Here is a 25,209-nt window from a genome sequence, read left to right as displayed (position 1 = left end):
TCGCTGCCGGTGAAGCTGCCGTTCGACTTTCGCGATATCCAGCGCGTCACGATCACGGCCTGCGGCACGGCGAGCTACGCCGGCTACGTCGCAAAATACTGGTTCGAGCGCATGGCGCGCCTGCCGGTCGAGGTCGACGTCGCCTCCGAGTTCCGCTATCGCGAGTCTCCCTTGCGCAAGGGCGATCTGGCGATCTTCATTTCGCAATCGGGCGAGACCGCCGATACGCTCGCCGCGCTCCGCTATGCCAAGGCCGAAGGCGTACACACGCTCGCCGTCGTCAACGTGCCGACCTCGACGATTGCGCGCGAGAGCGAGACGGTGCTCCAGACGCTCGCCGGTCCCGAGATCGGCGTCGCGTCCACAAAGGCCTTCACCTGCCAGCTCATGGTGCTCGCCTCGCTCGCGGTCGCGGCCGGCAAGGCGCGCGGCGAATTGTCCGAGGACGACGAGACCAGGCTCGTGCACGGCCTGGTCGAGGTCCCGCGCCTGATGGCGGACGCGCTCACCACCGAATTGCAGATCGAGAAGCTTGCGCACAGGATCGCCAAGTCACGCGACGTGCTCTATCTCGGCCGCGGCACCAGCTTCCCGCTCGCGCTCGAAGGCGCCCTGAAGTTGAAGGAGATCTCCTACATCCACGCCGAGGGCTACGCGGCCGGCGAGCTTAAGCACGGGCCGATCGCGCTGATCGACGAGACCGTGCCGGTCGTGGTGATTGCGCCTCACGATCGCGTGTTTGAGAAGACCGTCTCCAACATGCAGGAAGTCGCCGCCCGCGGCGGCAACATCATCCTGATGACGGACGCCAAGGGCGCGGCGGAGGCGACGGTCGATTCGCTCGTCACCATCGTCATGCCCGACATGGCGGCAGCCTTCACGCCGATGGTGTATGCCGTTCCCGTGCAACTTTTGGCCTACCATACGGCAGTGGTGATGGGCACCGATGTCGACCAGCCGCGCAATCTCGCCAAATCGGTGACCGTCGAATAGGCGGGCCGGGCACAGAAGGAGAGCAGGCGCGGTCGCCTTGCACCTTCAAAAATCTGCTAGAAGACCCTAGCTAGAGTGCTGCGACCGACCTGGAACCCGAATGACCGCCCGTGACGACGCGTCCCCGCCTGCGCCTGCCGAAGACCTGCCCCCGGAGCCGCATACCGGCCTAATGGGCCGTTTCCGCAACTATTTCCTCACCGGGCTCGTCGTTACGGGTCCGATCGCGATCACCCTCTACCTGGTCTGGTGGTTCGTCACCTGGGTCGACGGGGTGGTGCGGCCGTTCGTGCCGCTGGCCTATCGGCCGGAAACCTATCTGCCGTACGGTGTTCCCGGCTGGGGACTGATTGTCGCATTCTTCACGCTGACGCTGGTCGGCTTCCTCGCTGCCAATCTGATCGGCCGGACGCTGGTCGATGTCGGCGAGACCTTCCTCGGCCGAATCCCGGCCGTGCGCGCCATCTACCGCGGCCTGAAGCAGGTGTTCGAGACGCTGTTCTCGGGTAAGGGCTCGAGCTTCCGGAAAGTCGGCCTGGTCGAGTTTCCCTCGCCGGGCATGTGGTCGATCGTGCTGATCTCGCAATCGCCGAGCGAGGACATCTCCCGCAGCCTGCCGGGACAGGAGGAGCACGTCTCGGTGTTCCTGCCTTGCTCGCCCAACCCGACCACGGGCTTCTTCTTCTACGTGCCCAAGAGCAAGATCATCGAGGTCGAGTTGAGCGCGGAAGATGCTGCGACGCTGATCATGTCGGCGGGCGTGGTGCAGCCGGGATCGAGTCCCGATCCGAAGAAGATCGCAGCCCTCGCGGGTGTGGCGAACGCCGCCCGCATCGCCAATGCCGCCGCCGTGCGCCCCGAGCCCGTCAAGGTGGAATGAGCGTCAGTCATTCCGCCGCGGGATGGCCGGCATTCGTTTTGCGGTTCCCTCACTCTGCTATCATTCCAGATGACGAAACGCAGATCGCTTTCGCATTCCAACTGGAGTGAGCCATGTCCCCAACCATCGCGATCCTCGCACCCGGCGCCATGGGCAGCGCGGTCGCCCGCCGCCTGAGTGAAAACGGCGCGCGCGTACTGACCTCGCTGAAGGGGCGCAGCGAGCAAACCGCAAAGCGCGCCGCGGAGGCGGGCATGATCGCCGCCGAGGATGCCGATATCGCGGGCTGCGATATCATACTGTCGATCGTGCCTCCGGGCGAGGCCGTGGCGCTCGCCGAGCGGTTGGCCGCGGTGATCGTGAGGCGGGAGAAGAAGCCGCTGGTCGTCGACTGCAACGCGGTCAACGTCGATACTGTGCTGGGGATTGAGGAGATCATCGGCTCGGCGCAGGCGCCGTTCGTCGATGCCGGCATCATCGGCTTCCCGCCGCAGCCGGGCAGCAAGGGGCCGGCGTTCTATGCGTCCGGCGAGCACGCAAAGGATCTGGCCGTGCTGAAAGAGCTCGGTCTCGACCTGCGGATCGTCCAAGGCCCTGTCGGCGCGGCCTCCGCGCTGAAAATGTCCTACGCAGGTATCGTCAAGGGTCTCGCCGGAATCGGCTCGGCCATGGTGCTCGCGGCCACCAAGGCCGGCGCTGCCGATGCGCTGCGCGACGAGCTCGCGCTCAGCCAGCCTGCGATTTTGGCGCGGCTATCCACCGCGCTGCCGGACATGATCCCGAAGAGCTATCGCTGGGTCGCGGAGATGCGGGAGATTTCCGGTTTCCTCGGACCGGACCATCCGGCAAGTCAAATCTATGAGGGTTTTGCGCGCTGGTTTGACCATCTCGCCGAGGACGCGAAAGGCGAGGCGGCAGATGCAAAGCTGCTGAAGGCGTTCGCTGAAAAGAGCACGGAAAAGAAGGGCTAGGTTGCCGGCGGTTTGGTGTTCGCTTTATTACCTGGCATGTAATTGAGCCAATTCTCTGTCCGACTACTCTCCTGATCCTTCGCCAGCCACGGAGCATCCAACGAAGCTTTCTGGCGAGCTTGTGTCACTGTATCAGGAGAGAGACATGCAAGTCATGTTCACGAGAAAGGAGCCGCCGCAATGGCTCCTCGACATGTGGAAGGAGATCGACGACAAAACCTTCGGAAAGGGCTTTGACTGCTTCACCGAGGATGCCGTCTGCAACCTCGGTGTGGCTGATTGGAAGGGACGCGAGGCAATCCGCACCAATCTGAAGGCCTTCATCGACACCGGGTTCACTGCGCTGCATCATGTCACCGAATATTGGGATGCCGGTTCACTGAAGGTGTTTTGCGGTGTCGTGGACATGACTCCCGATGACCGGTCGGCGGCTACGGTGCATCCCACGATGACCCATTTCTTCTACATGGACGAGAAGGACGACACCAAGGTGCGTCGCTGGGTCGGTGCAGTAGGCCCGGTTGCCTTTGGTTGATCCAGCTCAGATCGGGGGCGCGAGGGTGCCCCGGGGCAGCCGGGGCACCTCCACTGCTGACGCGCATTGACGAAGCTGCAAATCGACAAGAAGGACTGCGCGAAATGAAAGCGATGGCCAGCGACATCAAGACAGGCGCCACTTCGGCGGGCGCTCTCCTGCGCCAATGGCGGGATATTCGCGGCATGACGCAGCTCGATCTGTCGTTCGATGCCGGTGTCTCGCAGAAGCACATCAGCTTTGTGGAGAGTGGCCGCAGCATCCCGAGCCGCCAAATGTTGCTCGATCTTGCCCAGGCCCTCGATGTGCCGCTCCGCGAAAGAAACGAGCTGCTGCTCGCCGCCGGCTAGGCGCCGTCTTATTCCGATCCCGCCCTCGATGCGCCCGCCATGACGAGCATCAACCGTGCCTTGCAACGCATGCTGCGTCAGCACGAGCCCTTTCCAGCCATCGTCATGGACCGGCATTGGAACGTGTTGATGACCAATGAGGCCGCACCGCAGCTGTTCAACTGCTTCATCGACATGTCCGCACGACCGACCCCGCGGAACTTGCTGCACCTCATGTTCGATCCGGAAGGCATGCGTCCCTTCGTGGCGAATTGGCCGGAGACGGCCCGGGGATTGCTCGCGCGCGTGTATCGCGAGGCGGTCGGACGCGTCATCAACGACAGGATGAAGGCCCTTCTGGCGGAATTGTCGCGATATCCGGGCGTGAAGCCGGAATGGCGCGCGCCATCGCCGGGTGACGCCATGCCGATGATTCCGCTCACCTTCGTCAAGGACAGCGTGACGCTGGATTATTTCTCCATGCTCACAACGGTCGGAACGCCGCAGACGGTCACTGCAGAGGAGCTGCGGCTCGAGTGCATGTTTCCGGCCAATGATTCGACCGAAGCCGAGCATTGCAGGTTCATACGGGCCCATTCCAACCTTTGGTCGGCCCGCCACTGACGGGGACAAGGTAGGCCGACGAGCATCAACCCGCCCCGATCAGCGGGATCGCCTCGTCCCGCTCGTAGAGATACAGCAGGCAGCGCAGCGCTTCGCCGCGCTCGTCGCTCAGCTTCGGATTGTCCTTCATGATCCGTAGCGCCTCGTCGCGGGCCTGCGTGATAAGCTGGCTGTGGAACTCCGAGCGCGCGATGCGGTAGCCGGGCAGGCCGCTCTGGCGCACGCCGAGCACGTCGCCTTCGCCGCGCAGTTTCAGATCCTCCTCGGCAATCCGAAAACCGTCCGTGGTCTCGCGGATCACCCTCAGCCGCGCTTTCGACATCTCGCCGAGAGGCTCCGAGTAGAGCAGGAGGCAGGTAGAGGCTTCCGAGCCGCGTCCGATACGGCCACGCAACTGGTGTAGTTGCGCAAGACCAAAGCGCTCGGCGTTCTCGATCACCATGATCGTTGCAGCCGGCACGTCGACTCCGACCTCGACGACGGTGGTGGCGACCAGAAGTCCGATCTCGTGGGCGGCGAACTGCGCCATCACGCGGTCCTTCTCCGTGCCTTTCATCTGGCCGTGGACCAGGCCGACCCGATCGCCAAAACGCTCTTGCAGGCTCTCGAAGCGTTTCGTCGCATTGGTCAGATGCTCGGTGCCCTCCGCCTCGGATTCCTCAACCAAAGGGCAGATCCAGTAGACCAGCTTGCCGGATTGCAGCGCGCGGGCGACGCCGTCCATGACCTCCGAGAGCCGGCTCATCGGCACCGCGCGGGTGTCGATCGGCTGCCGGCCCGCCGGCTTCTCCCGCAGCTCGCTGACGTCCATGTCGCCGAAATAGGTCAAGACCAGCGTGCGCGGGATGGGAGTGGCGCTCAGCACCAGCACGTCGACCGCTTCGCCCTTCGACGTCAAGGCCAGTCGCTCGCGCACGCCGAAGCGATGCTGCTCGTCCACGACCGCAAGCGCGAGCGCCCTGAAGATCACGTCGTCCTGGATCAGTGCGTGAGTTCCGACCAGAAGATCGATCTCGCCTTCGGCCAGTTGCGCGAGGATGTCGCGCCGTTCCTTGCCTTTCTCGCGGCCGGTGAGGATCGCAACTCGCAAGCCCGCGCGCTCGGCGAGTGGGGCGATGGTCTTGATGTGCTGGCGTGCCAGGATTTCGGTCGGCGCCATCAACGCGGCCTGCTTGCCGACTTCGGCGACGGCGGCGGCAGCCAGCAGTGCCACCACGGTCTTGCCGGAGCCGACGTCACCCTGAAGCAGCCGCAGCATGCGCACGGGTTGCTTCAAATCGTCGGCGATCGCGGCCGCGGCGTTACGCTGCGACGGCGTCAGCGCATAGGGCAGGGCGTCGATGATCGTGTTGCGCAAATGGCCATCGCCGGCATTGCGCACGCCGGCGGGCCTGCGCAATTGCGCGCGGATCAGCGCCAGCGCGAGCTGGCCGGCGAGCAGCTCGTCGAAGGCAAGGCGCGACCAGAACGGCTGGTCCGGCAGCACGTCCGTGAGCTCGACCGGCTGGTGCACACGGGTGAGCGCTTCCGTGATGGGCGGGAAGCGGCAGCGGCGCATCACCTCGGGGCTGATCCATTCCGGCAGGGACGGCAGCTTTTGCAGCGCCTGGGCGATCGCGCGGCGCAGCGAGCCGAGCGCCAGGCCCTCTGTCAGGGGATAGACGGGATCGATGCCGGAGAGCTTTGCGATGGACGCCTCGTCCAGCACGCGGTCGGGATGCACGATCTGTGGGATGCCGTCATACATCTGAAGCGTGCCGGAGACGTAGCGCTTCTCGCCGACCGGCAGCAGCTTTTCAACATAGCCGGGCTTGGCGCGGAAGAAGGTCAGCACGACGTCGCCGGTATCGTCGCTGGCGTAGACCAGGTAGGGCGCACGCGCATTGCGCGGCGGCGGTGGGCGATGACGATCGATAGTCACCTCCAGCGTCACCATGGTTCCCTGGACGGCGTCGCGAATCTTTGGCCGCGCCCGGCGGTCGATGACCTTGCTCGGCAGGTGCAGCAGGAGATCGACCAGCCGCGGCGTCTCATCGCGGCCAAGCAGATAGCGCAACAGCTTGTCCTGCTTCGGTCCGACGCCGGGCAGGCTGGTCACGAGAGCAAACAGCGGATTGAGCAGGCTGGGGCGCATGAGATGAATCTAGGATCGTTCCTGCCCGTCATGCCCGGCTTTATGCCGGGCATCCACGGCTTTTTTCATCGGGCGAGCGGCCCGGGCCATGATGATTTGAGTACCGTGAGCCGCTGCAACAAAGGGCTGACAGCGGTCGCCTCAGCCGCTATATCACCCCCGCCCGGCACGTCCGGGCTTTTGGCGTTTGACTGGATTCACTAGAAATGACGGGAACGACACGATCGAGCGGCGGCCTGGACGAGCGCCGCAAGCGGCTTCTGTTCCGCTGCTGGCACCGCGGCACGCGCGAGATGGACCTCATCCTCGGTCGCTTTGCGGACGCCGAGATCGGCAATCTCTCCGATAGGGAGCTGACCGAACTCGAGCGCCTGCTCGAGGTCAACGATCCCGATCTCTATGCTGCCATCACCGGCGACAAGGTGCTGCCGGCCGATGTCACCGGCGCGCTGTTTGCGCGCATCAAGGCGTTCCCGGTCGCGGATGGCAATTCATGAAACAGGGGTTGAAATCGCCGGCCGAATTGCTCGCGCCCGGCCGTGTGCTGACGCTTGCCAACGTCGCCGAGGGTGCCGAGGGGCTCGTCGTCTCCGATCTCGCCCGCGCCATCGCGGCTCGGCCCAAGAAGTCAGCGGTCAGCCTGGCAGTGATCTGCCGTGACGGGCCGCGCATGCAGCAGCTCGAACGCGCGCTGCAATTCTTCGCGCCCGACCTGCCGGTGCTCCAGTTCCCGGCCTGGGACTGCCAACCCTATGACCGCGTCTCGCCGCATGGCGGCATCCTGGCCCAGCGCCTGACGACGCTCGCGCGGCTCGCCTCGCTCACCGGCAGCGACAAGCCGCTGATCGTGCTGACCACCGTCAACGCCGTCGTGCAGCGCGTGCCCTCACGCGATCTGGTGGCGGCGCAGGCGCTGTCGCTTGCGCCTGGCAATGTCGTGCCGATGGACACCATCGTCGCCTGGCTGGAGCACAACGGCTATAGCCGCTCCTCGACCGTGCGCGAGCCCGGCGAATATGCCGTGCGCGGCGGCATCCTCGACCTGTTCCCGGCCGGCCTCGACCAGCCCGTCCGCTTCGACTTCTTCGGCGACAGCCTGGAGTCGATCCGCTCCTTCGACGCCGAGACGCAGCGCACGCTGCTCGACATGCGCTCGCTCGACCTGGTGCCGATCTCGGAATTCCAGCTCGTCACCGAAACCATCCGCCGCTTCCGCATGGGCTACGTCGCCGAGTTTGGTGCGCCCGAGCGTGACGATGCGCTCTACGAGGCCGTCAGCGAAGGCCGCCGCCATCCCGGCATGGAGCATTGGCTGCCGCTGTTCCAGGAGCGGATGGACACCCTGTTCGACTATCTGCAAGGCGCTGCCGTCGCGATCGAGCCGCAGGCCGAGGACGCGATCCGCGAACGCTTCAAGCAGATTCTCGACTACTACGAGGCGCGCCGCGATGCGCTGGAGCATCCGACCGGTGGCGCCGTCTACAAGCCGCTGCCGCCTGACAGGCTGTATCTGACCGAAGAGGAGTGGGGAAAGCGCGAAGGCGCGATCCCGCTGGTGCGGCTGACGCAGTTCTCGGTGCCCGCGGACGGCACCAGCGTCATCGATGCCGGCGCGCGCAAGGGCCGCGACTTTGCGCCGGAGCGCAACGATTCCACCGTCAACCTCTTCGAAGCGGTGGTCGCGCATGTGATGGCCATGCAGGCCCAACGCAAAAAAGTCGTCGTTGCGCTCTGGACCGAAGGCTCGCGCGACCGCATGACCTCGATGCTGCGCGACCACAAGCTGACGCATACGACCAGCGTCAATAACTGGCGAACCGTGCAGGCGACGCCGCGCAACGAGACCATGCTCGCCGTGCTGGGCCTGGAAAGCGGGTTCGAGACCGACGAGATCGCCATCATCAGCGAGCAGGACATCCTGGGCGACCGCCTGGTGCGGCCGCGCAAGGCGAGCCGCAAGCTCGACAATTTCATCTCTGAGGTGACGAGCCTTAGCGCCGGCGACATTGTCGTCCACGTCGATCACGGCATCGGCCGTTTCATCGGCTTGCAGACGCTGGAGGTCGGTGGCGCGCCGCATGACTGTCTCGAACTGCATTATGCCGCCGAGACAAAACTGTTCCTGCCGGTCGAGAACATCGAGCTGCTCTCGCGCTACGGCTCCGACCAGACGACGGTCGAGCTCGATCGCCTCGGCGGAAGCGGCTGGCAGACCCGCAAGGCCAAGCTGAAGAACCGCATCCGCGAGATTGCGGGCGAATTGATCAAGATCGCCGCGGAGCGCCAACTCCACGAAGCGCCAAAGCTACCGGTGCAGCCAGGCCTCTATGACGAGTTCTGCGCGCGCTTCCCCTATGATGAGACCGAGGACCAGTTGGGCGCGATCGAGTCCACCCTGAAGGACCTCGAAAAGGGCCGTCCGATGGACCGCCTTATCTGCGGTGACGTCGGCTTCGGCAAGACGGAGGTCGCCTTGCGCGCGGCCTTTGCGGTCGCGCTCGAAGGCAAGCAGGTCGCGGTTGTCGTGCCGACCACGCTGCTTGCCCGCCAGCACCACAAGACCTTCACCGAACGTTTCCGCGGCTTCCCGGTGCAGGTCGCGCAGGCCTCGCGCCTGATCCCGACCAAGCAGCTCAACCAGGTCAAGAAGGGCATCACCGACGGATCGGTCGACATCGTTGTCGGTACCCACGCGCTGCTCGGCAAGGCGATCAAGTTCCGCGACCTTGGCCTGCTCATCGTCGACGAGGAGCAGCACTTTGGCGTCAGCCACAAGGAGCGGTTGAAAGCACTCCGCTCCGAGGTGCACGTGCTGACGCTGTCGGCGACGCCGATCCCGCGCACGCTCCAACTCGCGCTGACCGGCGTGCGCGAGCTCTCGATCATCGCCTCGCCGCCGGTCGACCGCCTCGCGGTTCGCACCTTCGTCGCCCCGCATGATCCCCTGATGATCCGCGAGGCACTGCTGCGCGAGCGCTATCGCGGCGGACAGGCGTTCTACGTGGTGCCGCGGATCGATGACTTGGCCGAGGTCAAGGACTTCCTCGACAAGAACGTGCCGGAGATGAAGGTCGCGGTCGCGCACGGGCAGATGCCGCCCGCGGTGATCGAGGACATCATGACGGCGTTCTACGACGGCAAGTTCGACATCCTGCTCTCGACCACGATCGTCGAGTCCGGCCTCGACATCCCCAATGCCAACACGCTGATCGTGCATCGCGCCGACATGTTCGGCCTTGCCCAGCTCTACCAGCTCCGCGGCCGCGTCGGCCGGTCGAAGCTGCGCGCCTATGCGCTGTTCACGCTGCCGGCGCAGCAGAAGATCACCGCGCAGGCCGAGCGGCGGCTCACCGTGCTGCAATCACTGGAGACGCTCGGCGCCGGCTTCCAGCTCGCCTCGCACGACCTCGACATCCGCGGCGCTGGTAATCTGCTCGGCGAGGAGCAGTCCGGCCATATCAAGGAGGTCGGTTTCGAGCTCTACCAATCGATGCTGGAAGAGGCGATCGTCAACCTCAAGGCCGGCGTTTCCGAGCCTGCGGCCGACCGCTGGTCGCCGTCGATCACGATCGGCATGCCCGTGCTCATTCCCGAAGATTACGTCGGCGACCTGTCGGTGCGGCTGTCGCTCTACCGGCGGCTCGCCGATCTCGACACCGAGGAGGAGATCGAGAACTTTGCCGCCGAGATGCGCGACCGTTTTGGCGTCTTGCCCGACGAGGTGCGCTATCTCTTCAAGGTCGCGGCGATCAAGGCCTATTGCCGGCGCGCGAATGTCGAGAAGGTCGATGCCGGTCCGAAGGGCGCGGTCATCGTCTTCCGCGACAACTCCTTTGCGCATCCGGACCGGCTGGTGTCGTTCATTCGCAGCCACGGCGAGGCCGCGAAGGTGCGGCCCGACATGAAGGTGGTGTTCTTCCAGGATTGGGAGACGCCGGAGGAGCGGCTTGCCGGTACGACCGAGATCCTGCGCCAGCTCGCGCAGCTCGCCACGAGCAAGAAGGCGGCGTAGGCGACGCGAAGGGAGGTGCTGTAGCCGTAGGGTGGGCAAAGCGAAGCGTGCCCACCTCTTCTGTCACCTTCGTGGAGAGATGGTGGGCACGGCGCTATGCGCCTTTGCCCACCCTACGGCATCGAGAGAATAGCTACGACGCCGCGCGCGGCGCCTCAGCAGAGAGACGAGCGAGCAGCGATCTTGCCGTATCCGACGGCGCCAGCGAATCCACGCTGACGACGGGCTCGCTGCGCGGCTCGCGTTTGCCGTTGGAGGTGTGGCGCATCACGGCGGAGAGGCGGCGGGCGATCATGTGAGCGGTCCGGAAGTCGGTCTCAGCGAACACCACGATGACGGAGCCGTCCTTCTGAGCGGCACCGAAATCCATCTGCCGCATCAGCCGGCTCAGGATCCGCGCGGCGTCTAACTGCGCGCGTGGATTATGGGCATCGAAAGCAAAGCGCGCCACCGACAGGCCGCCGCCGCGGGCGAGCGTCTGCTCGACTGCCTTGGAGAAATCGCGGGCAAAGGCTTCCGGCGTGAGCAGGCCGCTGCGCGGATCGAGCCAGCCGCCGGCGTCGATCGAGCGCAGCGTGCGGCTGAACTGCGCCTCCATCGCGTGCTGACGGATCAGCGGCAGCGCGTTGGCGGCGATCTGTGCCGGCTCGCCGGAGATGAGCTCGAGGTTGGGCAGGTCGTAAGCCTGGGTGAGCTGATGCGCGGTGACGATCACGGGCATGTTGCGAAAGCGGGTGTCTTCCGCAAGCACAGTGAGGAAGGCGTCCGCAACGCGCGCGGTGAAGCCTTCGGCAAGCACGACGCCGTCGATGTCGCGGGTGTTGAGATGCTTTGCAGCGGCTTCGATGCTGAGAGCCCCGATTACGCCCACGCGCTCGCCGAGTGCGACCGACAGCGCCGGATAGGCGGAGCCGCGGCCGATCAGCAGCACCGTAGCGTCGCGCGCGGGGTCGGAGTCGGGCAGCGAGACCTTTGCCTCCGGCAGGCGGCGCAGCACGGTCGCGTGCAGCGTGCGGACGCGCATGGCGGCGCGCAGCCGCGCGATGAGGTGGTCGGAATTGTTGCCGCTCAGCGTGAACGGCAGCGCGTTATGGGGCAGGGCTGTCTGGGGATTGACGATGATCAGCGGCAGGTAAAGCGTCTGCTGAGCGATCACTTTTGCGACCGCGGCAAGATGCGGCTCATGCCCACCGGCAAGCGCCCCGACGACAGCGGCTGGCTGGACCTCTTCGACGGCGCGTGCCGCGCTCGCCCAATCGCTGTCGATGACGGGGAAAAGCCGGGCCCCATCGAGCGCCGAAATGAAGGCCGGCCGCTGACCATTGGACACAAAGAGGATTGGGCCCGCCTGGGACATCTCAAGCTCTGATTACGTACACGAATGCCGCGCAATCTAGTCCGGCCGCCTTAATGCCCGGTCAACGGAAGCGATGAAAAGCGCTTCAACCGGGCCCGGTGCGGTCGCGAAAAGCCTCGACCATCAGGGGGTTAAGCCCGAGTTCGCCGAGCGCTTCGCGGGCCCTTGCGTTGTCCTGGGCGCGGCCGGCCAGACGGTGCCCCGAGAGCCGGTCTGGCAGCGCCGTGAGCAGGGCGCCCTGACCAAGCCGGCGCGCCCACTCCTGCAAATCGTTGGACAGAAAGCGATAGCCGCCGACGGCCATGATGCCGGAGGGGGGCGCCGTGATGCAGATCGCACCGCTTGGGCGATCGAGCCGCGCGGCGTAGCCGGTGTCGACATAGTCGCGCGGCGGCTGCGCCGACAGGGTGTCGCCGAGCGGTTGCGGCGGGGCGTAGGCCGCAATCGGCACCATCGGCCCACGCAGGCCGAGCGTGCCTTTCGGTGTCAGCAGGATTTCGCCCGCAACAGAGGAGCCCGACTGCTCGCGCGGGGCGCCATGCGGCCCTGGCATCACCGGCACGGGCATGCCGTCCTCGCCGCGCCGCACTCCGAACAGGCCGGCCTCGCCGAACAAGTAGACGTCCGTCAGTGGCGCATGCGGCGCGATCCAGGCGTCGCTCGCCGCGACCTGTTCCGGCGCGCGCCACAGGCCGATGACGTTTCGCAAGCCCGGCATCCGCGCCGCGAGATCGGCTTCCCCAAGCCGCGAGGCCAGCGGGGCGGGCACGATCAGCACATCGCAACCTTGCTCGTTGACTTGCTGCTCCAGCACCTCGCTGTCGAAGGGATGATGCAGCGCCAGCGTTCCGCCAGACAGGAGCCAGATCGCAAGCGAGGAGGCGAGGCCGGCAAACGACATCGGCGTGAACGCCGACATGATGGTCGCACCCTGCGGAATGTCGGCTTCGAGCGACATCGCGAGCCCGCCCGCGATGATGCTGAAATGCGGCCGCGGTACCGGACGAAAGCCTTCCGCCGTGACGTCGAAGGAAATCATCGCTGCCTTGCGGCCGTCCTGGATGACGCTACGAGTCGTGCCGGGCGCGCGCGAAAGAACGTCGTCGAGCGAGGCCATGCCTTCGGGCAGATCGGTGCCGAAGCCGCAGACGTGACGGATAGAGAAGGCTTCTGCCGCGGCATGCATCGCGAGATCGGCGTAGATGACACCGTCGACCTTGCTCATGGTGACGATCGCACGTGCGGCGGTGCGGTTGAGCGCCGCGGTCAGCTCCGCGTGCCGCCAGAGTAGCGGTAGCACGGCGACGACGAGGCCGGCGCGCTGCGCCGCGAGCACCGTGAGCACGAACTCGACGGTGCTCGGCAGTTGCACGGCGATGACGGAGTTGGCCGGCAGGCCGGACTCGACGAAATGGGCCGACAGCGCCTCGATCGCCCGATCGGCTTCGGCATAGGTCAAGCGTCTCGGCAGATGCCCGGTGATGCGAATCTTGTTGATGGGATCGTACAGCGCAGGCGCATGTGGCTGGCGGGTCAGCGTCCGCTGGAACAGCGTGTCGAGCGTCGGCGATACGGCTGGCTGGTTCACGGCATCACGTCGCTTGCTGGTTGCCTTTTTACTTGCTCGGGGCGTCCACCTTCTGCCACCAGGTCTCCGGCAGATAACCGGATAACGCGATAGCCGATGGCCGTTCTATCCGATTCCAACGCGCGATCCATTGCTCCGATACGTTAAACAGGGGGATCGTGTAGAAGCCGGCGATCAAGGCACGGTCGAGCGCCCGGACGGCGGAGACGAATTCCGTATGATCACGGGCCTCCAGCAGGGCTGCGATCATTGCGTCGACAGCCGGGTCCTTTGCGCCCATGTAGTTGCGGGTGCCGGGATTGTCGGCGGCGGCGCTGCCCCAGTAGAACGATTGCTCGTTGCCCGGCGAGAGTGATTGGTCCCAGCGGTTCTGGATCATGTCGAACTCGTATCCGAGCCGGCGCTGGTCGAACTGCACCGGATCGACCGAGCGCACGGTCGGCTCGATGCCGGCTCGCTTGAGGTCACGTGCGAAGGCGAGCGCAATGCGCTCCTGGTCGCGCGTGCTTACCAGTATCTCGAAGGTGAAGGGCGCTTTCGTCGCGCGGTTGCGCAGCACCGTGCCGTCGAGATCGTAGCCCGCCTCCGACAAGAGCTTCAGTGCCGCGCGCAGCGTGGCGCGGTCACGCCCCGAGCCGTCTGTCACGGGCAGGCGGTAGCTGCCGTCCATGACGTCCGGCCGGATCTGCGCCGCGTACGGCTTCAGAAGTTCCTGCTCGCGCGCGTCGGCCGGGCGGCCATAGGCGGAGAGGTCCGAGCCCGCGAAGTAGCCGGCTACGCGCGAATAGAGCCCGAAGAAGTAGCTGCGGTTGACCAGCTCGAAGTCGAACAGCAGCGTCAATGCCTGCCGAACGCGAATGTCGGCAAACATCGGGCGGCGGGTGTTGAACACCAGAAATTCCGAGGGCTGCGGCAAACCCGGCTTGATGGTGTCGCGGATCACTGCGCCGGTCTTGACGGCCGGGAAGTCGTATGCGTCGTGCCAGCGCAGCGGCTCGGTCTCGACGCGAAAGTCATAGAGGCCGCGCTTGAAGGCTTCGAACTGGCCGTTGGCCTCGCGATAATAATCGAGCCTGATCTCGTCGAAATTGTAGAGGCCGCGATTGACCGGCAGGTCGCGGCCCCAATAGTCGGGATTTCGGGTCAGCGTCACGCTGGTGCCGGGCTTGACCGCGCTGACGCGATAGGGGCCCGAGCCGGTCGGGCCGATCATCGTCGTCTCCTCGAAGGTTGCGACATCCACCGCGTGCCTGGGCAAGATCGGCATCAGACCGAGGATCAGCGGCAGTTCCCTGTCGTTGGCGCCAGTGAGATCGAAGCGAACGGTGAGGGGATCCGGCGTCTCCGCCTTGGCGACCTTGGCGTAGTATTGCCGGTGGTTGGGCCGGCCATGGTCACGCAGGAGTTGCCAGGAGAACAGCACGTCCTCGGCGAGGACCGGTGTTCCGTCGGAGAACCGCGCGCGCGGATCGAGGTGGAATGTCACGTAAGTCCGGTCGTTGTCGGTTTCGACCGTCTTCGCGAGCAGGCCATACAGCGTGAAAGCCTCGTCATTGCCGCGTGCCAGCAGGCTTTCGATGACGTAGCTGCGGACTTGCTGGACCGCGATGCCCCTGACAATGAACGGATTGAGGCTGTCGAAGGTGCCGAGCACCGACCAAATCAGCCGGCCGCCCTTGGGCGCATCGGGGTTGGCGTAGGGCATGTGGGTGAAATCGGGCGACAGCGCAGGCTTGCCATGCATAGCAATGGCGTAGCTTTCGTCCGCTTTGGCCGGGACGGACCTCAAGCCCGCGAGAGCAAGCGCTACGCAGGCCGCGGCGGCTAAGCGCAGGCACTTAGACATGAACAACGGCGCGCGGATTGATTCGGAGACCGGTCACGCCCAAACCCTAGCATATGCCTTCGTCTTAAGCCTCTCTGCCCACTTCAAACATGCTTGTCGGCATTGATCTTTTCGTCCGCCACGTTAAGAAGGCGGGCAATCGCGCAGGAGCGTCGAACTTGTCACGTTTCCGCCTCTATTGATGGGGAGACAGCCGCGCCAAGGCGGCTCAGTATCGGTGCTTAGGAGCGGTTCGGGCACTTCCCGTTCAGAAAGGGTTTTCCGCAATGAATTTCCGTATTTTGGCCGCGTCGGTCCGGCCGCGCGGGCGCCTTCTCGCCCTTTTGACGGCCTCGGCACTGGTTGTTCCGTTCGCCGTCCAGGCTCAGACCGCAACGCCTGCTCCGGCGGCGCCGAAGGCAGCTCCGAAAGCCGCGCCGAAGGCAGCTCCCAAGGCGCCCGCGCCCGCCGCACCGGCGCCGCAGGCTCAGGGTCAGGCACCCGCCGCCGGCGCTCCGCCAGCCGGCGCACCGCCCGCCGATCAGCAACAGCAGCAGGTCCAGCTGATCTACGCGCCCTGGACCAAGTTCTGCCTGAAGGGCCAGGACGCCAATGCCAAGCAGGTCTGCTTCACCGGAAAGGACGGCCGCATCGAGTCCGGCCAGCCGGTGATCGCCGCCGTGATCATCGAGCCGGAAGGCGAGCCGAAGAAGATTCTTCGCGTCACGCTGCCGCTCGGCATGCAGCTCGTTCACGGCACGCGCATCATCGTCGACAACAATCCGCCGCTGCAGAGCCCCTATGTGATCTGCTTCGCGAACGGCTGCATGTCGGACTATGAGGCGACCGCCGAACTCATCAACAACCTGAAGAAGGGCCAGAACCTGGTGGTTCAGGCGATCAACGCCAATGGCGCGCCGCTGACGCTGCCGCTGCCGCTGGCAGGTGAGTTCGCCAAGGCCTATGACGGTCCGCCGACCGATCCGAAGGTGTTCGAAGAGAACCAGAAGAAGCTCCAGGAAGAGCTTCAGAAGAAGGCCGACGAGCAGCGCAAGAAGCTCGAGCAGAGCGGTCAGGCGACGCCCGCACCTTCGGCCCAGAAGTGATCGGGCCAACGCGGAACACGAAAAAGGCGCTCGATTGAGCGCCTTTTTTTATTGGCTTGATTGGCCGAATTCGAAACGGATCAATTGAGCGACGGATTGCGCGGGCGATAGCCTCCCGACTTGTCCTTCACGAAGATCTCGGCGACCTGCGAATGCCGGATCGGCTCGCCGGAATCATCGGGCAACAGGTTCTGCTCGGACACGTAGGCGACGTATTCCGACTCCGCGTTTTCCGCCAGCAGGTGGTAGAACGGCTGATCCTTGTGGGGCCGGACCTCCTCAGGGATCGACAGCCACCATTCCTCGGTGTTGTTGAATTCCGGATCGATGTCGAAGATCACGCCCCGGAACGAGAAGATCCGGTGGCGCACGACCTGTCCGATCTGGAATTTGGCGGTCCGCGCTTTAATCATGCTTCGTCGATAGACCAGGATTGTGGCCGATGCTAGTGCCCTTGCTTGGAATTAACCCGCGGAGGCGGGGCGGATAGCCCCGATTACCTTAGAAATCACTTCATAAATGGTCGATATCCTCAATCTGGCCCTACCTTATTTCGGCCTGATCTTCGTCGGTTTCGCCTGCGGTAAGGCCAAGTCCCTGCCCGAGTCAGGCCTCGCCTGGATGAACTTTTTCCTACTCTACGTGTCGTTGCCGGCACTGCTCTTTGCGATCATGTCGAAGACGCCGTTCTCCGAGCTGAACAACCCGCCGTTCCTCGTTGCGACCACGCTGTCGACGGTTGCGGCGTTCAGCATTGCGCTCATTGTCGGAAGGGTCCTTGGCCGGCTGTCGCTGCGCGAGGCAACGCTTGCGGGGCTCTCCGGCGGCTATGGCAATATCGGCTATATGGGCCCGGGGCTCGCGCTTGCGGTGCTCGGACCGAAGGCTGCGGCGCCGACCGCGCTGATCTTCTGCTGCGACAGCATCTTCCTCTTCACGATCGTGCCGCTCCTGATCGAGCTCTCCGACCGCGATCATCCCTCGATCCTGCACGCCTTTGGCGTCGTGCTGAAGCAGATCCTGCTCAACCCTTTGATTATGTCGGCCTGCTTTGGCGCGGCTGTTGCGGCGCTCCATATCGAGCTTCCGGTCGCGCTCGATCGCACCATCACCTTCCTGCAAAATGCCGCAGCTCCTACGGCACTGTTCGTACTCGGCGTCACCGTGGCGCTGCGGCCTTTCGATCGAGTCCCATGGGAGGTGCCAGGTGTGATCGCGGTCAAGTTGCTGATCCATCCGCTCACTTCGTTCGCGCTGATGCTGGCGTTCGGGCCGTTCGCGCAACCCTGGGCCGCGACCGCCGTGCTGATGGCCTCGCTGCCGCCGGCGCTGAACGTGTTCGTCATCGCGCGTCAGAATGACGCCTGGATCGAGCCTGCCTCGGTTGCGGTGCTGCTCGGGACGTTTGCGTCGGTGGTCACGTTGACCAGCGTGATGTGGTTCATCCAGACCGGCCGGCTGGCTTTTCCGTGAGCCGCCAAATTACCGTCGCCACGTTGGCGCCAATCCTTCACGCATCGCGAGACGCCGCAGCGGGCCGATGGCGCCGAGCAGGTGCATGCCGACGGCGCGGACCGGCTGCAGCGGCAGGAAATCGTTCAGCAGCGAACGGTTCGCCATATCGATCATGAAGGTGCGGCTCAGAATGTCGGGACGACGGGCCCAGTCGTAGCGCTTGAGCACCTCGTCAGCACCGGGATCGCAGCCTGCCGCGATCGCCTCTCCGGCGAGCCTCGCCATATCGGCGGCATCCCGCAGGCCGAGATTGAGGCCCTGCGCGCCAATCGGGGGAACCACATGGGCCGCTTCGCCGACGAGCGCGATGCGGTCGCGGGCGAAAGCCTTCGGCCGCTCAATCGCTAGCGAAAACAAGTTGCGGCCCGGTTCCACGGTCATCCGGCCCAGGATGGAATGCGATTGCTTCTCGATCGCCGTCGAGAGTTCCTCGTCGCTCAGGGCCCTGAGCCGCTCGGCTTCCGCAGGCGAGGTCACCCAGACGATGCTGCTTCGATCGCCCGGCAGCGGCACGAACACGCAAGGTCCATGCGGCGTGTGGAACTCGGTCGAGACGTTGCGATGCGGCCGGGAATGGCTGACGTTGAAGGTCAGCGCCGTCTGCTTCAGATCGCGCCGCGTGACGTCGATGCCGGCGGCCTCGCGGCACAGTGAATGCCGGCCGTCGGCGCCGACCACGAGGTGCGCCGTGAGATACCGCCCCGCGGCGGTGCGGATCGCGACAGCCTCGGCCTCGGCGAGGACGCTGTCAGCCTCGTCATCGAAGCGAACGAGATTGGCAAGCTCGGTGGCGCGCGCCTCCAGCGCCTGCATCAGCGAGCGGTTGTCGATGTTGTAGCCGAACGCGTCGAGACCGATCTCATGGCAGGAGAACCGCACCTCGGGCGCGCGGATCAGTCGGCCAGTGTCGTCGACAAGCCGCATCGCCTCGAGCGGTGCGGACTTGTCGCTACAGCGCGACCAGATCCCGAGCCCGTCCAGGAATTCAACGGAGCCGCCGAGCAGCGCGGTGGTGCGGTTGTCGGAATAGGGCGCGCGCCGCGCCACCAGCGCCGTGCGTGCGCCGGTCTCCGCCAGCGCGATGGCCGCGGCGATGCCCGCCGGTCCACCGCCGATCACGGCCGCGTCAAAAGGTGCTGCTAGATCTGTCATGACCGGACATTTGACATGCCCGGCGGTAATTTCAAGCCGCTGTTTCGCGCGAATTTGTCGCGAATTGCACGGCCGGACATTGCCGCGCCTTATGTGCAAATCGTTCTCATTCTGATAGCACTGCGCCAGCCATGGATACCCCGCAGGATTCTCTCAACCCCACGCCGGCCGCCCGTGCCGCGGCCTTCTCCGTGCATATCTTCACGGCGTTCGGCGGCGCGGTCGCGCTGCTGGCGATGCTGGAAGCCGTGCGCGAGCATTGGGCGGCGATGTTTCAGTGGCTCGGCGTCGCCCTGATCATCGACGCGATCGACGGGCCGATTGCGCGCAGGCTGAACGTCAAGAACGTGCAGCCGAACTGGTCGGGCGATGTGCTCGACCTCGTGGTCGATTTCGTCACCTATGTGTTCGTGCCGGCCTATGCGATCGTGGCGAGCGGCCTGCTCCTGCCCGTCGCGGCGCCACTGCTCGGGGTCGCCATCATCGTCACCAGCGCGCTCTATTTCGCCGACCTGCGCATGAAGGCAGAGGACAACCATTTCCGCGGCTTTCCGGCGCTGTGGAACGCTGCGGCGTTCTATCTGTTCCTGTTGCACTGGCCGCCATTGTGGTCGACGCTGCTGGTTGCGGCGCTGGTCGTCCTCACCTTCGTTCCCTTCCACGTGCTGCATCCGGTCCGCGTGGTGCGGCTGCGCTGGCTCACGATGACGTTGATCGTGATCTGGGCCGTGCTCGGCCTCTATGCGCTGGAGATGGATTTCCAGGTCGCCACTGCGGTGAAGGTCGCGCTGTGCGCGATCGCGCTCTGGATTGTCGGCAGCGACGCCGTGATCAGGATGGCTAGATCCTTCGCATGATGCATCTCATCACCAGCCCGGAGGCCTGGGCCGCGCTTCTCACCTTGACCTCGCTCGAGATCGTGCTCGGCATCGACAACGTCATCTTCCTGTCGGTGATGGTGTCGCGTATTCCCGAGAAACAGGCGCATCGCGCCCGTCAGATTGGGCTCGCGCTGGCCCTGGTGTTCCGCATCATCCTGCTCAGCGTCCTCGTCTGGTTGATCGGCCTGACCCAGCCGGTGTTCTCGCTCAGGGGGTATGATTTCTCCTGGCGCGATCTCATCCTGATCGGCGGCGGCATGTTCCTGATCGCGAAAGCGACCCACGAGATCCATGCCGAGGTCGATGCGGATGACGAGGACGGCGAGGACAATTCCGGCCGCCGGGCCTTCTTCTGGGTGATCGCCCAGATCGTCGTCATCGACATCGTGTTCTCGCTGGATTCCATCATCACCGCAATCGGCATGGCGCAGGATCTGGAGATCATGATCGCGGCTGTCGTGATCGCCTGCCTCGTGATGTACATTTCCTCGGGACCGGTGGCGCGATTTGTTGCGGAGCATCCCACCACCAAGATGCTGGCGCTGGCATTTCTGGTGCTGATCGGCGTCGCGCTGGTGGCCGACGGATTCAAGTTTCACATTCCGCGCGGCTACATCTACTTCGCAATTGCGTTCTCGGCGGCGGTCGAATTCTTCAACGTGTTGGCCAAGCGCAATCGCAGGAAGGCCGGCAAATAGGCCGGTTTGTCCGGTCCGCTTCTTGCGTCGAGTTGACAACGCAGGCGTGATGGCTTTCGCTTGCGCTCAACAAGAACGAGGAGGTCAGGTGATGACCAAAGCCGTCCGCGTGCACCAGGTCGGAGGCCCCGAAGTCCTGGTCTATGAGAGCGTCGAGGTGCCGGCGCCGGGACCGGGCGAGGTGCGCATTCGCCAGCACGCGGTCGGGTTGAACTTCATCGACGTCTATTTCCGCACCGGCCTCTACAAGGCTCCGGGACTTCCCTTCATCGCCGGCAACGAGGCGGCGGGCGAGGTGGTCTCCGTCGGTCCCGGCGTGACGAATTTCCACCCCGGTGACCGCGTCGCCTACTACCACAATCTCGGTGCCTACACCGGCGAGCGCAACATCCCCTGGGAGCGGCTCGTCAAGCTGCCCGACCACATCACCTACGAGCAGGGCGCCGTGCTGATGCTGAAGGGGCTCACCGTCTGGTATCTCCTGCACAAGACCTTCAGGGTCGAGCCACATCATCGCGTGCTGATCCATGCCGCCGCCGGCGGCATCGGCCTGCTCGCCTGCCAATGGGCGAGGGCGCTCGGGGCCCATGTCATCGGCACCGTCGGCTCGCGCCAGAAGGCGGAGCTTGCAGAGGCCAACGGTTGCGACCACGTCATCCTCTACAACGAGGAGGATTTCGTCGCGCGCGTCAAACAAATCAGCCGCAACGAAGGCTGTGACGTCGTCTATGACGGCGTCGGCAAGGCGACTTTCCCCGGCTCGCTGTCCTGCCTGAAGCCGCGCGGCATGTTCGTCTCATTTGGCAATGCCTCCGGACCCGTGCCGCCATTCGCGATCGCCGAGCTCAACACTCACGGCTCGCTGTTTGCGACCCGGCCCAAGCTAAACGACTATATCGGCAAGCGCTCGGAATTGCTGGAAGGCGCCGATACGCTGTTCGCCGCCGTGATCAGCGGCAAGCTGCACGTCCCGATCAACCACGCCTATGCATTGAAGGACGCGGCGAAGGCGCATATCGATCTCGAAAGCCGTGCCACCACGGGCGCGTCGATATTGAAGCCGTAAGCCGGCTTGATTGCGTCCACGAAACGATGCTACCTTGCGGGGTAGAGGATATTGCCAGTGATCTTTGGGAACGCACGATTCCTGAATCGAATGCCCCGGCCCGACCGCGAGGAGGTTTGCCGGATGGGATAGTGCGCGCATATTGCGTGCCGAGCGTGAGCTGAATCCAAGCCCTTCCGGTCCCGCGGGAGGGCTTTTTTTATTGCTTTCGGATTCAGCGCTACTCCAACGCAAAAAAGAGCGCTTCCCATGACCAAAATTCTCATCAGCAGTGCGCTGCCCTATGTGAACGGCGTCAAACATCTCGGAAATCTCGTCGGCTCACTGCTTCCCGCCGATGTGCACGCACGCTTCAGGCGACAGATCGGCGACGATGTGCTGTTCGTCTGCGCCACGGACGAGCACGGCACGCCGGCCGAACTTGGCGCGCTCAGAGCGGGACAGGAGATCGGCGACTTCTGTGCGCGGCAGCACGCGATACAGGCCGATATCTATCGCCGCTTCGATCTCTCTTTCGACCATTTCGGCCGCACGTCATCGCCGCAGAACGCCGCGTTGACGCAACACTTCTATCGCAAGCTCGACGCGGCAGGATTGATTGAGGAGCGCGAATTACAGCAGGTCTGGTCTCCGGTCGACCAGCGTTTTCTGCCGGACCGCTATGTGCTCGGCACCTGTCCCCATTGCGGCCACGGTGAGGCGAGGGGTGATCAGTGCGATGCCTGCGGTGCACTGCTGGACCCGGACGAACTGATCGCGCCGCGTTCGGCGCTCTCGGGAGACTCGGGTCTCGAGATCCGTGCAACCGGGCATCTGTTTTTGCGCCAGTCCCTCCTCGTCGGAAAATTGCGCGCCTGGATCGACAGTCGCGCGGGCTGGCCGCCCTTCGTGGTGTCGACGGCGAGGAGCTGGTTGACCGCGGCGCTGAGGGATCGCTGCATCACGCGCGATCTCTCCTGGGGAATTCCAGTGCCGCGTGCCGGTTTCGAGAACAAGGTATTTTATGTCTGGTTCGACGCGCCGATCGGCTACATTGCCGCGACGCAGGAATGGGCCGCTGCCGGCCCATGCCGCGATTGGCAGCGCTGGTGGTGGCAGGCCGACGATGTCAGGTACATCCAGTTTCTCGGCAAGGACAATGTGCCGTTTCACGCCGTCAGCTTTCCCGCGACGCTGATCGGATCGAACGAACCCTGGAAGACGGTCGACGTCATCAAGGGCTTTCATTGGCTCACCCATGAGGGCGGTAAGTTCTCCACCAGCGCACAACGTGGTGTCTTCACCGACGCTGCCCTGGAGGCGCTGCCGGCCGACTACTGGCGCTGGTGGCTGGTCGCCAACGCACCGGAAAGCGCGGATACGGACTTCACTGTCAGGCGGTTCATCACTGATGTGAACAAAGACCTCGCAGACGTCTTTGGAAATCTTGCCAATCGGATCATTAGCTTTGCGCATGTTGCCTTCGACGGCCGCATTCCGGACGGCGGCAAGCCTTCCGGGCTTGAGCTCGCACTGGCAGCCGACCTTGACCGGCGCATCGCTTCGCTGCGGCAGCATCACGAAGCGTTGGAGTTCCGCGCCTCTGCCGCGGAGACGCGGGCGTTCTGGAGTGTGGCCAACGCCTATCTCCAGCAGGCGGCGCCGTGGACTGCGATCAAGTCGGATCCTGCACGGGCGGCGGTTGTGACACGGACGGGCCTGAATCTGGTGCGGCTCTCGGCGGTGCTCGCATGGAGCATCATCCCCACTTTATCCGACGCCGTCCTGCGCGCCTTCGGCGCTGACAAAGGTGTTCCGGGCTGGCCCGCTCAGTCCTGCCACTCGCTGCTCGACAGCCACGCCGGTGAGGCGGTAGCGCAGCTCGGCCCGATCGTCGAGAAAATCACCTCTGACAAGGCGCGCTATTTGACCGCGCGTTTTGGCGGCGATTGAAGCGTGGATGGCCGGGACAAGCCCGGCCATGACGGAGTGGATATGCCTACGCTACGCCACCCTCCGTGCCGCGCCCGCCTTGGTCAAAATCGCATCAAGGCAATCGATCATTTCGGCGATCTCCTCGCGCGTCACGTTGAGGGCCGGCATGAAGCGTAGCGTGTCGACTTGCGGCGCGTTGAGGAGGACGCCCTCTTCAAATGCCTGTGCGACGATGGCAGATGCGATCGGCAATTTCAGGTCGAGCGCCAGAAGCAGGCCGCGGCCGCGCACCTCGCCGAGGCCGTGCCGCGCCGAGACCTTCTGCAACTCGCTTTCGAGCAGCAGACCCGTGTCGGCGACGGCCTTCAAAAATTCCGGCTTGCCGACCTCTTCGAATACGGCGAGCCCGGCGGCGCACATCACGGGGTTGCCGTTGAACGTCCCGCCTTGATCGCCATGCTCGAAGCATGAGGCTTGTTCGGTCGCAAGCAGGGCGGCGAGTGGCACGCCGCCTCCGATGCCCTTGCCCAGCGTCATGATGTCGGGCGCAATCCCGGCATGCTCGTAGTGGAAGAGCTTTCCGGTCCGGCCCATGCCGGTCTGGATCTCGTCGAAGATCAGCAGGAGACCATGCGCCTTGGTGAGCGCGCGCAGCTCCTGCAAGAACTTGTCGGTCGCCGGCCACACGCCAGCTTCGCCCTGAATCGGCTCGAGCATCACGGCCACGGTGTTCGCGGTGATGAGCGCTTCGACGGAGGCGATGTCGTTCAGCGTCGCCTTCTTGAAGCCTGAGACTTTCGGCTCGAACAGCGGTTCAAATGCCTTCTTGCCCGACGCCGACATGGTAGCGAGAGTGCGGCCGTGGAAGCCGCCCGCGAAGGTGATGATCTCGAACGCACCGCCCTTGTGCCGGCTGCCATATTTCCGGGCCAGCTTGATCGCGCCCTCATTGGCCTCCGCGCCGGAATTGGCGAAGAACACCCGGTCGAAGCAACTGTTCTCGACCAGCGCCTGCGCGAGCTTGAGGCTCGGCTCGTTGTAGAAGGCGGGGCTCGGCGTCAGCAGTCGCTTGGCCTGAGCCGCAAGCGCATCGGCGACCGCCGGCGGTGAATGGCCGAGGCAGTTGACCGCCCATCCCTGCACGAAATCGAGATAGCGCTTGCGGCCGTCGTCCCAGAGGTAGGAGCCCGCGCCGCGGACGAACACGGCCTTCGGCCGTGCGGTGATGTCCATCAGCGCATCATACGGATGGGTAGCGTTGGTCATATCAGACTCCTCTTGGGGGCAGGGACGATCTTCGGGAAAAAGACGCGCGAAATAGCAAGAAGGCCGCACTTTGCGGGTGCGGCCTTCTCGAAAACTCTGCTGATGTCAGTGCTTCAGCGGCGTCGTCGGACATGGCGCAACCCATCATCGTCGCGGGTGCGACGACGGAAAGCTGCGCGGCGGTGGGTCCGAGAAGAGGTCATGGGTCGCGGCCATACAGCCGAAGGGCAGGGTTTGTCAAGCTGCTCCGCGAGGGGGGCCGGTCGATGCGGTGCCGGCTTCAGGTGAATCGCGACGACTCTTCACCGTCGTCTTCGCCCCAATCGGCGCCGGCGATCGACCTCGAAGCACGGCGCGATGTTG

General features: G+C 64.7%; 21 protein-coding genes. 14 read left to right on the top strand and 7 right to left on the bottom strand.

Annotation, left to right across the window (positions count from 1 at the left end; genetic code table 11):
* From glmS to SO180_RS26250, 6 genes are all read left to right on the top strand, one after another.
* A partial coding sequence (gene glmS / locus SO180_RS26275) for a glutamine--fructose-6-phosphate transaminase (isomerizing) (RefSeq protein ID WP_449381734.1) occupies window positions 1-993 on the top strand: 993 nt, incomplete at its 5' end.
* Between the two features lie 100 nt (window positions 994-1,093).
* Entirely contained in the window at window positions 1,094-1,873 is a 780-nt protein-coding gene (locus SO180_RS26270) for a DUF502 domain-containing protein (RefSeq protein WP_449381733.1), read from the top strand.
* 113 nt (window positions 1,874-1,986) lie between these two features.
* Entirely contained in the window at window positions 1,987-2,844 is an 858-nt protein-coding gene (locus SO180_RS26265; protein ID WP_449381732.1) for an NAD(P)-dependent oxidoreductase, read from the top strand.
* 145 nt (window positions 2,845-2,989) lie between these two features.
* Window positions 2,990-3,379 (top strand): nuclear transport factor 2 family protein, encoded by a 390-nt coding sequence (locus tag SO180_RS26260; RefSeq protein WP_449381731.1) that lies wholly within the window; start codon window positions 2,990-2,992, stop codon window positions 3,377-3,379.
* A gap of 113 nt (window positions 3,380-3,492) precedes the next feature.
* Window positions 3,493-3,729 carry a helix-turn-helix domain-containing protein gene (locus SO180_RS26255; protein ID WP_449381730.1) on the top strand — a complete coding sequence of 79 codons (237 nt, stop codon included), beginning with the start codon at window positions 3,493-3,495 and terminating at the stop codon, window positions 3,727-3,729.
* Window positions 3,730-3,768: 39 nt separating this feature from the next.
* Window positions 3,769-4,332: an MmyB family transcriptional regulator gene (locus SO180_RS26250; protein ID WP_449381729.1), complete on the top strand. Its 564-nt coding sequence runs from the start codon at window positions 3,769-3,771 to the stop codon at window positions 4,330-4,332.
* Window positions 4,333-4,357: 25 nt separating this feature from the next.
* On the opposite strand, the gene recG is transcribed toward SO180_RS26250, so the two are convergent.
* Window positions 4,358-6,466, bottom strand: a complete 2,109-nt coding sequence (gene recG / locus SO180_RS26245; RefSeq protein WP_449381728.1) for an ATP-dependent DNA helicase RecG — start codon at window positions 6,464-6,466, stop codon at window positions 4,358-4,360.
* A 206-nt stretch (window positions 6,467-6,672) separates the two neighbouring features.
* Here recG and SO180_RS26240 point away from each other — a divergent pair, with 206 nt between their 5' ends.
* Window positions 6,673-6,963, top strand: coding sequence for an FAD assembly factor SdhE (locus tag SO180_RS26240; protein ID WP_449381727.1), 291 nt, complete (start codon window positions 6,673-6,675; stop codon window positions 6,961-6,963).
* Window positions 6,960-10,478, top strand: coding sequence for a transcription-repair coupling factor (gene mfd / locus SO180_RS26235; protein ID WP_449381726.1), 3,519 nt, complete (start codon window positions 6,960-6,962; stop codon window positions 10,476-10,478). The genes SO180_RS26240 and mfd overlap by 4 nt, the downstream gene beginning before the upstream one ends.
* 133 nt (window positions 10,479-10,611) lie before the next feature.
* On the opposite strand, the gene SO180_RS26230 is transcribed toward mfd, so the two are convergent.
* The 3 genes from SO180_RS26230 to SO180_RS26220 all read right to left on the bottom strand — a co-directional run bounded on the left by SO180_RS26230 (window position 10,612) and on the right by SO180_RS26220 (window position 15,269).
* Window positions 10,612-11,835, bottom strand: coding sequence for a GGDEF domain-containing protein (locus SO180_RS26230; protein ID WP_449381725.1), 1,224 nt, complete (start codon window positions 11,833-11,835; stop codon window positions 10,612-10,614).
* A gap of 85 nt (window positions 11,836-11,920) precedes the next feature.
* A complete protein-coding gene (locus SO180_RS26225) occupies window positions 11,921-13,423 on the bottom strand; it encodes an AMP-binding protein (RefSeq protein ID WP_449381724.1) in 1,503 nt (500 codons plus the stop codon).
* 28 nt (window positions 13,424-13,451) lie between these two features.
* Window positions 13,452-15,269 carry an extracellular solute-binding protein gene (locus SO180_RS26220; RefSeq protein WP_449381723.1) on the bottom strand — a complete coding sequence of 606 codons (1,818 nt, stop codon included), beginning with the start codon at window positions 15,267-15,269 and terminating at the stop codon, window positions 13,452-13,454.
* 266 nt (window positions 15,270-15,535) lie between these two features.
* Between SO180_RS26220 and SO180_RS26215 the strand changes: the two genes are divergently transcribed.
* Window positions 15,536-16,354: an invasion associated locus B family protein gene (locus SO180_RS26215; protein WP_449381722.1), complete on the top strand. Its 819-nt coding sequence runs from the start codon at window positions 15,536-15,538 to the stop codon at window positions 16,352-16,354.
* Window positions 16,355-16,434: 80 nt separating this feature from the next.
* Here the strand turns inward: SO180_RS26215 and hspQ are convergent, their stop codons facing one another.
* The gene (gene hspQ / locus SO180_RS26210) at window positions 16,435-16,767 is read right to left on the bottom strand and encodes a heat shock protein HspQ (RefSeq protein WP_027523411.1); all 333 of its coding nucleotides are present in this window, start codon (window positions 16,765-16,767) and stop codon (window positions 16,435-16,437) included.
* Window positions 16,768-16,873: 106 nt separating this feature from the next.
* Between hspQ and SO180_RS26205 the strand changes: the two genes are divergently transcribed.
* Complete coding sequence (locus SO180_RS26205; RefSeq protein ID WP_449381721.1) at window positions 16,874-17,827, top strand: AEC family transporter; 954 nt, start codon at window positions 16,874-16,876, stop codon at window positions 17,825-17,827.
* 9 nt (window positions 17,828-17,836) lie between these two features.
* Here SO180_RS26205 and SO180_RS26200 read toward each other — a convergent pair whose 3' ends face one another.
* A complete protein-coding gene (locus tag SO180_RS26200; protein ID WP_449381720.1) occupies window positions 17,837-19,021 on the bottom strand; it encodes a UbiH/UbiF family hydroxylase in 1,185 nt (394 codons plus the stop codon).
* Window positions 19,022-19,152: 131 nt separating this feature from the next.
* Here SO180_RS26200 and pcsA point away from each other — a divergent pair, with 131 nt between their 5' ends.
* From pcsA to metG, 4 genes are all read left to right on the top strand, one after another.
* Complete coding sequence (gene pcsA, locus SO180_RS26195; RefSeq protein WP_449381719.1) at window positions 19,153-19,878, top strand: phosphatidylcholine synthase; 726 nt, start codon at window positions 19,153-19,155, stop codon at window positions 19,876-19,878.
* On the top strand, window positions 19,875-20,600 hold the full coding sequence (locus SO180_RS26190) for a TerC family protein (protein ID WP_449381718.1): 726 nt from the start codon (window positions 19,875-19,877) through the stop codon (window positions 20,598-20,600). Before pcsA ends, SO180_RS26190 begins: the two co-directional genes overlap by 4 nt.
* Window positions 20,601-20,691: 91 nt before the next feature.
* Window positions 20,692-21,666, top strand: coding sequence for a quinone oxidoreductase family protein (locus tag SO180_RS26185; RefSeq protein ID WP_449381717.1), 975 nt, complete (start codon window positions 20,692-20,694; stop codon window positions 21,664-21,666).
* 249 nt (window positions 21,667-21,915) lie between these two features.
* Window positions 21,916-23,598, top strand: a complete 1,683-nt coding sequence (gene metG, locus SO180_RS26180; RefSeq protein WP_449381716.1) for a methionine--tRNA ligase — start codon at window positions 21,916-21,918, stop codon at window positions 23,596-23,598.
* A 51-nt stretch (window positions 23,599-23,649) separates the two neighbouring features.
* Here the strand turns inward: metG and SO180_RS26175 are convergent, their stop codons facing one another.
* A complete protein-coding gene (locus SO180_RS26175; RefSeq protein ID WP_449381715.1) occupies window positions 23,650-24,846 on the bottom strand; it encodes an acetylornithine transaminase in 1,197 nt (398 codons plus the stop codon).
* Between the last annotated feature and the right edge of the window lie 363 nt (window positions 24,847-25,209).

It is taken from the genome of Bradyrhizobium sp. UFLA05-112, from assembly GCF_053572325.1.
The sequence above is the reverse complement of the archived record's forward strand: the minus strand, read 5'-3'. Positions and strand labels throughout refer to the sequence as shown.